At 70.8% G+C, this 14,793-nt stretch carries 9 protein-coding genes; 8 read left to right on the top strand and 1 reads right to left on the bottom strand.

Features of this window, described 5'->3' with window-relative positions; genetic code table 11:
- Positions 1–89 precede the first annotated feature (89 nt).
- The 5 genes from BJ965_RS25705 (at position 90) to BJ965_RS25725 (ending at position 9,072) form a co-directional block, all read left to right on the top strand.
- Positions 90–1,568, top strand: coding sequence for an FG-GAP-like repeat-containing protein (locus BJ965_RS25705; protein WP_221513218.1), 1,479 nt, complete (start codon positions 90–92; stop codon positions 1,566–1,568).
- A gap of 178 nt (positions 1,569–1,746) precedes the next feature.
- Positions 1,747–3,297, top strand: a complete 1,551-nt coding sequence (locus tag BJ965_RS25710; RefSeq protein ID WP_184911193.1) for an alkaline phosphatase D family protein — start codon at positions 1,747–1,749, stop codon at positions 3,295–3,297.
- Positions 3,298–3,872: 575 nt separating this feature from the next.
- The gene (locus tag BJ965_RS25715) at positions 3,873–5,369 is read left to right on the top strand and encodes a bifunctional cytidylyltransferase/SDR family oxidoreductase (protein ID WP_030836292.1); all 1,497 of its coding nucleotides are present in this window, start codon (positions 3,873–3,875) and stop codon (positions 5,367–5,369) included.
- Between the two features lie 176 nt (positions 5,370–5,545).
- Complete coding sequence (locus BJ965_RS25720; RefSeq protein ID WP_313667031.1) at positions 5,546–7,660, top strand: hypothetical protein; 2,115 nt, start codon at positions 5,546–5,548, stop codon at positions 7,658–7,660.
- Between the two features lie 203 nt (positions 7,661–7,863).
- Positions 7,864–9,072, top strand: a complete 1,209-nt coding sequence (locus tag BJ965_RS25725) for a glycosyltransferase family 2 protein (RefSeq protein WP_184911195.1) — start codon at positions 7,864–7,866, stop codon at positions 9,070–9,072.
- 76 nt (positions 9,073–9,148) lie between these two features.
- Here BJ965_RS25725 and BJ965_RS25730 read toward each other — a convergent pair whose 3' ends face one another.
- Positions 9,149–11,182: a hypothetical protein gene (locus BJ965_RS25730; RefSeq protein WP_184911197.1), complete on the bottom strand. Its 2,034-nt coding sequence runs from the start codon at positions 11,180–11,182 to the stop codon at positions 9,149–9,151.
- Between the two features lie 398 nt (positions 11,183–11,580).
- Between BJ965_RS25730 and proB the strand changes: the two genes are divergently transcribed.
- The 3 genes from proB to BJ965_RS25745 all read left to right on the top strand — a co-directional run bounded on the left by proB (position 11,581) and on the right by BJ965_RS25745 (position 14,640).
- Positions 11,581–12,687: a glutamate 5-kinase gene (gene proB / locus BJ965_RS25735; RefSeq protein WP_184917548.1), complete on the top strand. Its 1,107-nt coding sequence runs from the start codon at positions 11,581–11,583 to the stop codon at positions 12,685–12,687.
- A 135-nt stretch (positions 12,688–12,822) separates the two neighbouring features.
- A complete protein-coding gene (locus tag BJ965_RS25740; RefSeq protein WP_161367429.1) occupies positions 12,823–13,281 on the top strand; it encodes a hypothetical protein in 459 nt (152 codons plus the stop codon).
- Positions 13,282–13,353: 72 nt separating this feature from the next.
- Complete coding sequence (locus BJ965_RS25745; protein ID WP_184911199.1) at positions 13,354–14,640, top strand: glutamate-5-semialdehyde dehydrogenase; 1,287 nt, start codon at positions 13,354–13,356, stop codon at positions 14,638–14,640.
- Positions 14,641–14,793 lie beyond the last annotated feature (153 nt).

Below are 14,793 nucleotides of genomic sequence, written 5' to 3' on the forward strand. Positions count from 1 at the left end.
GAGTCGTACAGGGTGGTGCCGGTGGGGATCTTGTTCCCCTCGGCACTGTGACTGCCCGACGGAGCAACGGAGTTGACGTGCCACAGTCCATGAGCAAGCGCAGGGTCGGCCGAGCGGTCGTCGCGGCCATCGCCGTCGTCGCGGCCGTTACGACCCCGGTGGCCGCCGCGCAAGCCGCCCCGGCCGCCCCGTCCGTCGCGGACAGGCTCCGGGACGACTTCAACGGCGACGGCTACCAGGACCTGGCCGTCGCCGCCCCGCGCGGCAAGGTCGACGGCCAGGCCCAGGCCGGTTACGTGGCCGTCGTGTACGGCTCGGCCAAGGGCCTCGACCTCACCCACAAGCAGGTCCTCAGCCAGAACACCCCGGGCATACCGGGTGCCGCGGAGACCAACGACGACTACGGCGACGGTCTCGCCGCCGGCGACCTGGACGGCGACGGCTACGCCGACCTGGTCGTGGGCGCCCCGGGCGAGAGCGTCACAGACGTCACGGCGGCCGGCACGCTCGCCGTGCTGTGGGGCGGGAAGCAGGGCCTGTCCGGTGGCACGGCCGTGGCCACCGGCACCGAGGAGGACCGGGTCGACCCCGAGACTCCGGCGCTCGGCGACTTCGACGGCGACGGTCATCTGGACCTCGCCACCGGCAACCGCCTGCTGTCCGGGCCGTTCGACCGCACCACGGGTGCCGCGAAGAGCCGGACCCTGGCCATCGAGCCCGCGTACGTCACGGACGACGTGGCGGCCGGGGACGTCGACCACGACGGCATCACGGACCTGGTCGCGCTCATCCACGACGTCAGCGACGACGACATGCACGACCCCGACTACAGGCACCGGCGCGCGGTCTTCCTGCGGGGCACCCATGACGGCCTGAGCGCCCCCGCCCCGGTGAACAACGCGGACGGCACGCGCATGCGTGGCGGCGAGAGCCTCGGCGTCGGCGATGTGGACAAGGACGGGTACGCCGACCTCGTCATCGGCCGCCCGAACGACGGCTTCGGCGAAGTCGACCTCGACGACCCGCTGCTGAAGGGCGGCCAGATCGGCGTCGTGCACGGCTCGGCGAACGGACCCGACACCTCCCGAACGACGATCATCACGCAGGAAACCCCGGGTGTGCCCGGGAGTTCGGAGTGGTCCGACGGTTTCGGCGGGGGCATCTCCGTCGGTGACGTCGACGCCGACGGCTACGCGGACGTCTCCACCGGCAGTGCGAGCGAGGACCTCGGCGAGGTGTACGCGGCCGGCCAGGTCACCGTCCTGCGCGGTGGCAAGAAGGGGCTCACCGGGGAGGGCGCCTTCAGCATGAACCAGAACACCGAGAACGTCCCGGGCACCGCGGAGCAGAACGACTTCTTCGGCGCCGACACCAACCTGCTCGACGTCAACGGCGACGGCCGGGCCGAGCTGTTCGCCGGCGCCACCGGCGAGAACCGGGACGGCGCAGTCTGGGCGTTCCCCAACCCGGTGAACACTCCCACCGCGACCGGCTCGGTCAGCTTCGGCGCGGGGACCCTCGGCACGGTCAAGAGCGGCTCCTCCCTCGGCAGGGGTTTCGCGCGCTGACCCGTTACTGATCACCCCTCAGACTCGCCCCGGCAACGGCTTGTTCCGATGCTGGCGGCGAGTCTCTCTTTGTCTGCTTAGTTGTCATGTACGTGAACCCCGGCGTTCAGCGGGCGGACCGCCCGCGAGCGTGAAGCTTCCCCGTGTCCATGTGGCCAGCGAGGTAAGGGAGTCAGCGATGACCGGAGCAGTATCCCCCGACCGACGCCGCTTTCTGACCGCAGGTGCCGCGGCGCTCGGCGCCGCGGCCTCCGCCCAGCTGTGGCTCCCGGCCGCCGCCCGAGCGGCCGAGACGCCGTTGCCCGACGGTGTGTTCAGCCTCGGCGTCTCCTCGGGCGACCCGCTGCCGGACGGCATCGTGCTGTGGACCAGACTCGCCCCGGACCCGCTGAACGGCGGCGGCATGCCCGACCGGCCGGTGCCGGTGGAGTGGCAGCTCGCCGAGGACCCCCGGTTCAGAAAGCTCGTCCGACAGGGCACCGCACAAGCCCGGCCCGAGTACGGGCACAGCGTTCACGTGGACGTACGCGGGCTGCGCGCGGACCGTATGTACTGGTACCGCTTCCGTACCAGCGGGCAGCTCTCGCCCGTCGGCCGCACCCGCACCGCCCCCCACCCCCACAGCTCCGGTGGCTCCCTGCGCATGGCCCTCGCCTCCTGCCAGAACTGGCAGCACGGCTATTTCACGCCATACGCAGACATGCTCGACCAGGACCCGGACGTCGTGGTGTTCGTCGGCGACTACATCTACGAGTCCACGCCCTCGGCGACGGGCGTACGGCGGCACGAGGGCACCGGTGAGCCGTTCAGCCTCGTCCAGTACCGCAACCGGTACGCGCAGTACCGCACCGACCCGGACCTCGCGGAGATGCACGCGAACGCGCCCTTCGTGGTGACCTTCGACGACCACGAGGTGGACAACGACTTCGCCGGCGAGATCCCGCAGGACCCGGACAAGCAGCCGCACGACGCGTTCGTGGCCCGGCTGACCGCGGCCTACCAGGCGTTCTACGAGCACATGCCGGTCCGTGCGAGCGCCGTCCCGGACGGCCCGCACATCCGGATGTACCGCCGCCTGGAGTTCGGCCGTCTGGCCCGGCTCAACGTCCTGGACACCCGCCAGTACCGCAGCGACCAGGCCACCAGCCAGGCCGGCGCCCAGGACCCGTCGCTGACCATGCTCGGTGCCCGGCAGAAGCGGTGGCTGCTGAACGGGCTGCAGGACTCGCCCGCCCGCTGGAACCTCGTCGCCTCCCAGATCATGATGGCCGAGACGGACCTCCAGGTCGGCGAGGGCAAGCTCTGGTTCTACGACGCCTGGGACGGCTACCAGGCCGAACGCAACCGGTTCCTCGAAGAGTTCAGGCAGGTCCGCAACCCGGTGGTGCTCTCCGGCGACCGCCACCTGACGATGATCAGCGACCTCAAGGAGGACTACGCCGACCCGGACTCCGACGTCGTCGGCGCCGAGTTCGTCGGCACCTCCATCTCCAGCAACGGCGACCAGGACCAGGCCGCCTTCCGCAGGGAGTGGGACCCGCGGCGCCCGGACAACCCGCACTGGAAGCTGCTCGACGCGCACCGCGGCTACCACCTCTTCGACGTCCGCCGTGACGGCATCGACGCCCAGGTGAGAGTGGTCGACACCGTACGGCGGCCGGACGCGACGGCGAGCACGCTGGCGAGGCTGCGGGTCGAGGCGGGCCGGCCGGGCGTCGAGGTCGTCTGACCCGGTCCGCGAGGCGCGTGAGCCCGGGACTCTTCGGAGTCCCGGGCCCTATGTCGTCGTAGGGACGTGTGAGCCCTGTGAGAAGTCCGACCCGGCCCCGCGGTGTATTGCTCTGGCCGAGACCGAAATGCTGCGCAGTCGCAACCGGGAATTCCGCGGCAATGAGCCGCCGGTAGAGCGGTATTCGCGGTCGGCCCGCATGAAGAACGCGTGCCGCCATGCGTCCCGGGAAGGTGCGGATCCGTACACCGCGGCCCCGTGACCGCCCCGGCGAGCGGCGGCCGTGGTGCACGGGGCGCCGTCAAAGCGCGTACCGTGCACAGGACATCGTCCCAAGGAGCCCGTGAGGGCCCCTCGGTCACCGCCGCCCCGAGCGGCTCCGCTGCCACTGAGCTTCTGTGCAGTTACTCACAGCGCATTTCCCCGGGGATCGCGCAACCGTCTCGCAATCAGCGGCGTCGCCAGGTGAATGAGAGGTTGCGCGCACATATGCGGTGGAGGTCGCTCACCTTGCATTGCGGTAACCACAAGTGGGACCATTTCCAAGTTCCCTGTCGCCCCAAGGTAGGTCACCTGTGTCCCAGCACATAGCCAAGCCCCGTACCACCGCAGTGATCCTGGCCGGTGGCACCGGCCAGCGCGTGGGTCTGTCGATCCCCAAGCAGCTGCTGAAGATCGCCGGCAAGGCAGTCATCGAGCACACGCTGACCACCTTCGAGAACGCCGACTCGATCGACGACATCATCGTGCTGATGGCGCCGGGTTACGTGCCCGACATCGAGAAGATCGTCGCGAAGGCCGGGCTCAAGAAGGTCTCGAAGGTCATCGAGGGCGGCTCCACGCGGAACGAGACCACCGAGCGCGCCATCGCCGCGCTGGGCGAGGGCCTGGCCGAGGGCGAGGACGCCAACGTCCTCTTCCACGACGCCGTGCGCCCCCTGCTCTCGCAGCGCGTCATCGACGACTGCGTCGTCGCGCTGGAGCGCTACCAGGCCGTCGACGTGGCCATCCCGTCCGCGGACACCATCATCGTCACGCGCACGCACGGCGAGGACGGCGAGTTCATCACCGAGATCCCGGACCGCTCCCGGCTGCGCCGCGGCCAGACGCCGCAGGCCTTCAAGCTGTCCACGATCAAGCGGGCCTACGAGGTCGCCGCCGGTGACCCCAACTTCCAGGCGACCGACGACTGCTCCGTCGTGCTCAAGTACCTGCCGGACGTGCCGATCCACGTGGTCGCGGGTGACGAGTACAACATGAAGGTCACCCAGCCCGTCGACGTCTTCATCGCCGACAAGCTCTTCCAGCTGGCCTCCACGGCCGCGCCCGAGCAGGTCTCCGAGGAGGCCTACCGCGAGCTGCTGACCGGCAAGACCATGGTCGTCTTCGGCGGCAGCTACGGCATCGGCAAGGACATCGCCGAGCTCGCCGAGTCCTACGGCGCCAAGGTCTACGCCCTGGGCCGCTCCACCACCGGCACGCACGTGGAGAACCCGGAGGAGGTCGACGACGCCCTGTCCAAGGCGTACGCCGAGACCGGCCGCATCGACTACGTGGTCAACACCGCCGGTGTGCTGCGCATAGGCAAGCTCGCCGAGACCGACAACGCCACCATCGAGGAGGCGCTGAAGGTCAACTACCTCGCCCCGGTGCAGATCGCCCGGTCGTCGTACAAGTACCTGTCCGAGACCAACGGCCAGCTGCTGCTCTACACCTCCAGCAGCTACACCCGGGGCCGCGCCGAGTACAGCCTGTACTCCTCCACCAAGGCCGCCATGGTGAACCTCACCCAGGCCCTGTCCGACGAGTGGGCCGGCGACGGTGTCCGCGTCAACTGCATCAACCCCGAGCGCACCGCCACGCCCATGCGCACCAAGGCGTTCGGCCAGGAGCCCGCGGGTTCACTGCTGTCCTCCGAGGCCGTGGCCCGCACCTCGCTCGACGTGCTGCTCTCCGAGCTCACCGGCCACGTCATCGACGTCCGCCAGCAGGACCCCACGGCCGGCGCGGCCCGGGCCTCCGGCTTCGAGCAGGCACTCGCCACGGTGCTGGACCGGCAGGACGGCGTGTAATAATTGGCGCCAAATAGACTTCAGTAATTCAGGCCTCTGCGCCCTCCTGTCAACGGCTTTTGTCGTCGAACGGAGTGTTCGCAGGGGCCTGAATCCATACAGTCTCGCGAATATTCACAGACCAGCCGCATTCTAGAAACAAGACCGGCACACCCCTCCCAAGAGCAGGTTTCTCCGTGATATCCACCGCTATTCGCGTCGCCCGGGTGGGCAGCGCGGCCGAGCTGGCCGCGGCGATCCTCATGGTGGCGGGCTTCCCCGCCCTCATGCTGGCCGCGCTCGTCCCGAGCGTTCCCGCCTTCGCGGCAGCGGCCGCCGTGACGTACCTGGCGGACCACTATCTGCACCGCAAGGGCAGCTACCTGATCAACCGCCTCGGCAAGGTCCGGGCCGGACTGTCGATCCGCTTCCTGATACGGCAGCTGCTGCTCGTCCTGCTGCTGGCCCGGCTGTCCCTCGCGGACAACCTGATCTACTACGGGGCGATCGCCTGCTTCATCGCCTTCTACGGCCTCCAGGCCCCGCACGGCGCACTGGTCCAGCTGATCCGCAACCGCCGCCGCATGCCGGTCGCCACCCGGAACGTCGACCTGGCCTCGCGCATCCGGATCCCGGACGCCCCGCCGCGCAGGCTGCTGCACCGCTCCGCCGAGAAGATGCTCCACCTCGACGTCGTGGCGGTCGTCGGCATCCTGGTCGCCGCGCAGGTCAAGTCGTCCCTGATCGGCTTCATCGGCATCGGCGTCACGGTGGCCCTGGCCACCCTGTACGTCCTGGCCCTCGTGCCGTACGTGCGCGGCCGGAAGATCCCGCCGAACGCCGAGAAGGTTCTGGCCGCCGTCGACGACTGGCTGGGCGAGTACAAGCCGGAGACGGTCCTGTACTTCTCTGGTTCGAAGGACTCCGCCTACCAGGTCAACATGTGGCTCGACACCATGGAGAAGCTGGAGTCCAAGCCGCTGATCATCTTGCGTGAGCGGGCCATCCTGAACAACCTCGCGCCCACCACGGTCCCCGTCATCTGCGTGCCCGGAGGGGTGCACCTGATGAACATGGACCTGTCCACGGTGCGGGTGGCGCTCTACGCGGCGAACGTCGGCAAGAACATCCACATGCTGCGCGTGCCCACGATCAAGCACGTCTTCATCGGCCACGGCGACAGCGACAAGCTCGCCAGCGTCAACCCGTACAGCAAGGTCTACGACGAGGTGTGGACGGCCGGCCGCGCGGGCCGCGACCGCTACGCCATCGCCGACGTCGGTGTCCGCGACGACGACATCGTCGAGGTCGGCCGCCCGCAGCTCGCCCCGATCCAGACCTGGCAGGGCGTGCCCGAGGGCCGTATCCCGACCGTGCTGTACGCCCCCACCTGGGAGGGCTGGGACGGCAACCCGGGCAACACCTCGGTCGTGCTGGCCGGTGAGAACATCGTGCAGCAGCTCGTGCAGGCCGACCCGCCGGTCCGTGTCCTGTACAAGCCGCACCCGTTCACCGGCAACGTCAGCAAGGAGGCCGGCGCCGCGCACCGGCGGATCACCGCCCTGGTGCAGAAGGCCGCCGCGGAGCGCGCCATCAACACGCGCTTCATCGCCGACACCGCCGCCCAGGCGCAGGCCAAGGCCGAGCTGGAGCGGATCGAGGCCCGGCTCGCGCAGCTGTCCGGCTCCCGCGGCGACCGCGGCGACGAGGCCGTGGCCACCCGTGACGGGCTGGTCGACGTCGCCCGGTACGAGGAGACCGCCCGGCTGCGCGCCGAGTGGAACGACGCCTACTGGCGTTCCTTCCCGTCCTGGGAGCACCGCGTCATCACCGGCGCCGAGCCGCGGCTGTACGACTGCTTCAACGTCTCCGACGCGATGGTTTCCGACATCTCCAGCGTGGTGTCCGACTTCATCGCGAGCGGCAAGCCGTACGCGGTCACCGACTCCGCCGAGGTGGGCGTCGAGGAGTTCAAGCGGAACAACACGGCGGTGCGTGCCGCGGTGATCCTGTCCAACAGCGCGTCCGAGCTGGGCGAGCTGCTCGGCGCGGTCCGCGCCCCGGAGGACGACCAGCTGGCCGAGGACCGCAAGGAGCTCAAGCAGTACCTCCTGGGCCCGGACGAGCCGAGTTCCCTGGAGCAGTTCAACACCGCCGTCGCGAACCTCGCTCTCAAGGCCGAGACCCGCAACCTGGGCCAGCAGTCACGGGACGCGGCCGCCCTCGCGGAGACCGAGGCCGAGCTGGCGAACGCCGTGCCCGGGCAGCGGGTGGCCGCGGCCGGTGACACGGACGGGGTCGGGACGGCCTGAACTTCGGCCGCTGACTGAAGAGTTCGGCCCCGAGGAGAATCTCCTCGGGGCCGAACTCTTTCTGCTTCCCGGGTCCTGTCGGCTCAATGTGTGACGTGTCCCACTAACACCCGTGTGCGAGGCAACCGCTTGCCTCGATCACCCGTCTATCAAGTAGCGAATGAGGCGATACGGGGGGAATATCCCATTGACTAGGGGGAAACGTGGCCGTGGCGCAGCCTGATGTGAGTGTGATCATCGGTGCGTACGAAGCGATGCCGTATCTGATCGAGTGCCTCGCGTCCGTCGAGGCACAGACCATCGATCCGACACGCGTCGAGGTCATCGCGGTGGACGACGGGTCGACGGACGGGACGGGGGAGTACCTGGAGGAGTTCGCCGAGCGCGCTCCCATGCACGTCCTGGTGATCCGGCAGGAGAATTCCGGCGGCCCCAGCGGCCCGCGCAACGTGGGCCTGGGCAAGGCCACCGGGCGCTATGTGTTCTTCCTCGACGCGGACGACCGGCTGGGCCCCGAGGCCCTGGAGCGCATGGTCGACATGGCCGACCGCGCGGGCACGGACGTGGTGCTCGGCAAGGTCGAGGGCGTCAACCGCTCGGCACCGAAATCCATGTGGGGCAAGACGGTGGAGCGGACGGACGTCTTCTCCTCCAACATCAAGTTCACGCTCAGCGCGCAGAAGCTGTTCCGCCGCGCACTGCTGGATCAGCACGGCATGCGCTTCGACGAGTCGCTGTTCACCGGCGAGGACGCGCTGTTCACCATGGAGGCGTACCTGCGGGCGGACGGCGTCTCCGTGATCGCCGACCACACCTGCTACTACCTGGTCGGCCGCGACGACGGCAAGCACGTGACGAAGAGCGGCAGTTACACCCTGCGCTTCGACTCCGCGCGGGCCCTGATGGAGCTCATCGCCGAGCTCGTCCCCGCGGGCGGCCGGCGTGACCAGTTGATGGTCCGGCCCTTCCTCGTCACGTTGCTGCCGCAGTTCGGGCCCAAGTACCTGACGGACAGCGAGGAGATCCGCCGGCACAAGTTCGAGCTCGCCAAGCCGCTGATGGACACCTACTGGACCGAGGGCGTAGCCCGGCGCCTCAAGGTCCACGAGCGGCTGCGGCTGCACCTGGTCGCCGAGCAGCGCCCCGAACTGCTGCCGGACGTCGTGAAGTTCGTCAAGGCCAAGAAGCAGGCGGCGGCCCTCCTGGAGAGGAAGGGCCGCCGTGTGTACCTGGTCTACCCGCACTTCCGGGACCGCGCCGCCGGGGTCCCCGACTCGGTCTACCTCGCCGAGCCCCGGGAGGCCCGGGCCTTCCCGGGCTACCGCGAGGGTGGTGTCGACACCTTCATGCGCAGGGCGGTCCGCAAGGCGCGGCGGGTGCTGACGTCCCGCGAGGTGCGGCACGCGGCGTGACCACGGGTGCCGCCGCTCGGCGCTGCCCGGGACCACCGCGTACCGCCGCCCGACGGCGTGACCGCGCGTCTTCCGCTCAACGCGGCGCGGTCGGAACCTCGGCCGCGGTGCGCTGACCGGGTACCGCGGCCAGGCGCTCCGCCACCCGTACCCGGTGGTCCCGGGCAGCCCCGCACAGCGCCCGGACGGCCTCGTTGAAACGCTCCTGCGACGACGGCTCCGCCGGGCCGAGCAGCCGCAGCTTCAACTCGGCGCGTGCCTCGGCCAGTTCGTCGCGCTCCGGGTGCCGGACGGCGTCCAGCAGGTCCGGCACCCCGGCGGCGTCGGGCGTCAGCACGGTCGCCGCCATCACCGTCGGGAACGCCGCACGGAAGGCGTCCTCGGGGAGCCCGCTGGTGTTGGCCACGGCGTACGGCTTCGCACTCGCGAGGAAGTCGCTGATCACGCTCGACACATCGCTGATCAGCAGGTCGGACACGTTGAAGCAGGAGTACAGCGTGGGACGGGCGTCCGTGATGATCTGGTGCTCGCCCTCCGGCAGCGAGGCCCAGTACGCCTCCTCCCACGCGGCCGTCGCCCGTGCCACCGCCTCCGCGCGGCCCGGCTCCGGCTCCGCCTGCACCAGCATCCGCTCCACGGTGTCCGCCCCGGCCCGGAACACCGATGTGGTGAGCCGGTCCAGCTCGGCGGTGCGAAGGGTGAGTTCCGCGCTGTCCGAGGGCCGCGCCCCCGCCCGTTCCCGGTTGGCCGCCCGGATCAGCTCCCGGATCCGCAGATCGGCCGCGCCCGCGCGCGGGTCCACCGAGCCCGTCAGCGGATGCGGCTTGTACAGCAGCCGCACGCCCGGGTCCGCGAGCAGTGCCCGCACCAGGTTCTCGCCGGCCGCGATCACCGAGGTGTTGCCGGGGTTGCCGTCCCAGCCCTCCCAGGTCGGCGCGTACAGCACGGTCGTGCGCGGCCCGGCCGGCGGGCCCGCGTAGGGCAGCACGCCGTCCAGCTGCGGGCGGCCCGTCTCCACCACGTCCTTGTCCTCGACCCCGACCTCGGCCAGGGCGTAGCGCTCGCGCGCGGCGGGCCCGGCCACCCACACCTCGTCGTACGCCTTCGCGTACGGGTTGCAGGACGACAGCTTGTCGCTCTCGCCGTGGTTGACGAAGGTGTGCTTGATCGTGGGGATGCGCAGCACCTGGGAGGTCTTGCCGGAGTTCGACGGGTGGATGAGGACCTGGAGCGTGGAGTGCTCCAGGCGCATCAGCGTCGACACCTTCGGCAGACACACGATCGGGATGTCCGTCGCCGCGATCTTCTGCACCATGAACCGTTCGCGCAGGATGATGACCGGCCTGCCGTCCAGCCCGGCGAGCGGCTCCAGCCACATGTTCGCCTGATAGGCCGAGGAGGCACCGCCGGAGAAGTACAGGCCGGCGGTCGGCCGGTACGCGGCCAGCCACGCGTCGAACCAGTCGAGCACCTCCTGCTCGTCCGCCGGGCGGCGGCCCGGCAGCAGGCGCAGGAGCAGCGCACCGAGGCCGGTCAGCCCGAGGACGAGGGAGAGCGCGATGCCCGCCGCCGCGTAGACCGGCCGGTCGCCCGGCGCGCTGGCCAGCAGCCCGGCCGTCGCCGGCAGGCCGAACACCAGCAGCCGGTGGCCGGGCCGGCGCAGCAGCACGTGCGGTGCCGGGGACAGACGCAGCGCCGAGGCGTCGATGTTCCGGGTCACCACGGGCAGGGTGCGGGTGCGGCGGACCAGCACGGAGACCGCCTGGATCGCGCAGTGCAGCACGTAGAAGACGAGCAGCCCGGCCACCAGCGGGGCGTACACCGTCTCCCGGTCCTGCTCGCCGAGCCGCAGCAGGGCCACGACCAGCAGCAGGTCCCGCAGGACGTGCCGCACGGTGATGTCCGCGAGCGACTTGGCGAACAGCGACAGCACCCCGCGCTGCCAGCGGTACAGAACGCCCTCGGTGGCCAGGGAGACGGCCGTCGCGGCGATCAGCAGCGGAACGTGGGGCAGCAGCGCCGCGACCGCCTGTGCGGCGAACGCGGCGGCCAGGACGACGGTGACCAGCCCCTTGAGGAGGGCCTGCGGGCGGGGGAGAGGTACGGGCACTGCGGTCACTCCAGGAGCGTCGGGTCGGCGCAGGTCGGCCGTCCGGGTTAACGCGCGGCGACCTCCCGACGACACGCGCGTGTCGTCGGGGTGTGGGGACGGCTGCCGTCGCACGTGTGGTCGGACCGTAGCGGAAGATCGTGTTCCTGTCGTGGGCGGGGTCGGAGAAGGCGGGAGAAGGTTCGAGGAAGGCGACAGGCCGTGGAGCGAGGGGTGACGAAGCCGGCGGGCCGTGAGGCGAGGCCGGAGAAGGGGTGGCGGCGCTCCTGTGACGCCGACGGCACCGTCCGTAGCGTGGACCGGCGCCGCACCCCGTCCGGCCGTCCCGTAGATTTCCAGGTGAGCGACCGAATCGACACGAGGGGACGGACGGCGACGTGGCAGGGGCAAGGCAGGCCGTGGGCGAGGCCCGCAGGATCGTCGTCAAGGTCGGGTCCTCCTCGCTGACCACCGCCTCGGGCGGCCTGGACGCGGACCGGGTGGACGCGCTGGTCGACGTTCTCGCCAAGGTCCGCAGCGGCGGGGAACGCGAGATCGTCCTGGTCTCCTCGGGCGCCATCGCCGCCGGTCTGGCACCGCTGGGCCTGCGCCGTCGCCCCAAGGACCTGGCCCGGCAGCAGGCCGCCGCCAGCGTCGGCCAGGGCCTGCTGGTCGCCCGCTACACCGCCTCGTTCGCCCGCTACGGCGTCCGCGTCGGGCAGGTCCTGCTGACCTCCGACGACATGAGCCGCCGCTCGCACCACCGCAACGCCTCGCGCACCCTCGACAAGCTGCTCGCGATGGGTGCCTTCCCGATCGTCAACGAGAACGACACCGTCGCCACGGACGAGATCCGCTTCGGCGACAACGACCGCCTCGCCGCCCTCGTCGCCCACCTCGTCCACGCCGACCTGCTGGTCCTGCTGTCCGACGTGGACGGCGTCTACGACGGGGACCCCGCGAAGCCCGGCACCTCCCGCATCGGCGAGGTGCGTGACCCCTCCGACCTCGCACACGTCGAGATCGGCAGCACCGGCAAGGCCGGCGTCGGCACCGGCGGCATGGTCACCAAGGTCGAGGCCGCCCGGATCGCCGCGGCCGCCGGCGTCCCCGTCGTCCTCACCAGCACCGTCCACGCGGCCGACGCCCTGACCGGCCAGGACACCGGCACCTTCTTCCACCCCACCGGCAAGCGCTCCGCCGACCGGCTGCTGTGGCTCCAGCACGCCTCCACCCCGCAGGGCGCGCTGACCCTGGACGACGGCGCCGTGCAGGCCGTCGTGGACCGCCGCAAGTCGCTGCTGCCGGCCGGGATCGCCGCCGTCGAGGGCGAGTTCAGCGCCGGCGACCCGGTCGAGCTGCGAGACCGCACGGGCCACGCGGTGGCCCGCGGGCTGGTCAACTTCGACGCCAAGGAGATCCCCCGGCTCATCGGCCGCTCGACCCGGGAACTGGCCCGCGAACTCGGACCCGCGTACGAACGCGAGGTCGTACACAGGGACGACCTGGTGGTCCTGCACCCGTAATGGGTCGAAACGTCCGCCCCCGGTGGTGGACGTTCCGCAAAACCGCCCCGCGATCCCTTGCGGCCTGCTCAACTTTGTCCCAGGGAAACTGTTCCGCAGCAGCGCCACTGTGCAAAGGAGGCCGTCGTGAGACGAGTGCGCCCTGGGACTCAGGCGTCCCGCGGTGGTGCCGGCTCCCGTGCGGCCGGTGAGGAGCGCGCCCTGACGAGCGTGGCGGCCGGGGACCGGTTCCGGGGCGAGGAACCCGGCGACACCCCGCGGCTGTGGCACGTCACCCTCAGCGTCTCCGGCAAGGAGGCCCCGCTCCCGGAGGTCCGGCGCGCCCTGGAACAGCTCGCCCATGACCATCCCTTCTTCCTGACCAGCCGGTACGCGGTCGACCACGCGGAGATCCGCTACTGGGAGGAGGCCCGCGACCTGCACGACGCGGCCGCCGTCGCCCTGCGCCTGTGGGGCGAGCACCGGCAGACCGCCGGGCTGCCGCCCTGGGAGATCGTCGGCCTGGAGGTCATCGACCGCGCCACCTACCACCAGCGCATCGCGGAGGGATACGGGCCGCCGCCGGCCTCGCCGGTCGGAGTTCACCCGTTTTGATCCGGTCCGGGCAGCGTCTCGGGGTGTGAAACGCGCGATGAACGGATCCGCCCGGCGCACTACGCTTTCCCCATGACCACGCTTTCGCCGTACGACTCCATGTCCCCGGTCACCGAGGCCGCCTACCGCGCCAAGGCCGCCGCCGCGACCCTCGCGCCGCTGCCCCGGGCCGAGAAGGACGACGCGCTGCTCGCCATCGCGGACGCGCTGGAGGTCCGTGCGAGCGAGGTCGTTGAGGCCAACGCCAAGGACGTCGCCAAGGCCCGTGAGGCCGGCATCAGCGAGGGCATGATCGACCGGCTCACGCTCACCCCCGAGCGGATCCGCGCCATCGCCTCCGACGTGCGCGACGTCGCCGCCCTGCCCGACCCGGTCGGCGAGGTCGTCCGCGGCTCCACGCTGCCCAACGGCATCGACCTGCGCCAGGTCCGCGTGCCGCTCGGCGTCGTCGGGATCATCTACGAGGGCCGCCCCAATGTCACCGTCGACGCCGCGGCCCTCTGCCTGAAGTCCGGCAACGCGGTCCTGCTGCGCGGCTCCTCCTCGGCGTACCAGTCGAACACCGCCCTCGTGCGCGTCCTGCGCGACGCCGTCGGCGGGGCCGGGCTGCCCGCCGACGCCATCCAGCTCGTCCCCGGTGAGAGCCGCGACAGCGTGCGCGAGCTGATGCGCGCCCGCGGCCTGGTCGACGTACTGATCCCGCGCGGCGGTGCCTCCCTGATCAACACGGTCGTCCAGGAGTCCGTCGTCCCGGTCATCGAGACCGGCACCGGCAACTGCCACGTCTACGTCGACGCGCAGGCCGACCTCGACATGGCCGTCGAGATCCTGATCAACTCCAAGGCCCATCGGGTCGGCGTCTGCAACGCCGCCGAGACGCTGCTGGTCCACCAGGACATCGCTGCCGAGTTCCTGCCCCGCGCCCTGGACGCCCTCGCGGAGGCGGGGGTCACCGTGCACGCCGACGAGCGCGTGCAGGCCTACGCCAAGGACTCCAAGGCCACCGTCGTCGAGGCGACGGCCGAGGACTGGGAGACCGAGTACCTGTCGTACGACATCGCCGCCGCGGTCGTGGACTCCCTGGACAAGGCGGTCGAGCACATCCGGCTGTGGACCTCCGGCCACACCGAGGCCATCGTGACGACCTCCCAGCAGGCCGCCCGCCGCTTCACCCAGCTGGTCGACTCCACCACCGTCGCCGTGAACGCCTCCACCCGCTTCACGGACGGCGGCCAGTTCGGCTTCGGCGCCGAGATCGGCATCTCCACGCAGAAGCTGCACGCCCGCGGCCCCATGGGCCTGCCGGAGCTGACCAGCACGAAGTACATCGTCACCGGGGACGGGCACGTACGGCGCTGACGATGCCGGCCCACGCTCTCCGGAGCGCGGGCCTATGCGGAGAACCGCATGAGCGTGCAGGGTCACCCGAATGGCGCAGGCGTGCGCGACAGGAGTACCGAGCGGGCGTGCGCCCTGCACACCCCGGCGCGAGCCGCCCCGACCGGCGGATGA

This window comes from Streptomyces luteogriseus (assembly GCF_014205055.1).
Taxonomy (GTDB): domain Bacteria; phylum Actinomycetota; class Actinomycetes; order Streptomycetales; family Streptomycetaceae; genus Streptomyces; species Streptomyces luteogriseus.

What these genes read in the sequence shown, in the direction of transcription:
- BJ965_RS25705 (WP_221513218.1), top strand. Translation starts at nt 90, where the DNA reads ATGAGCAAGCGCAGGGTCGGCCGAGCGGTCGTCGCGGCCATCGCCGTC.
- BJ965_RS25710 (WP_184911193.1), top strand. Translation starts at nt 1,747, where the DNA reads ATGACCGGAGCAGTATCCCCCGACCGACGCCGCTTTCTGACCGCAGGT.
- BJ965_RS25745 (WP_184911199.1), top strand. Translation starts at nt 13,354, where the DNA reads ATGACCACGCTTTCGCCGTACGACTCCATGTCCCCGGTCACCGAGGCC.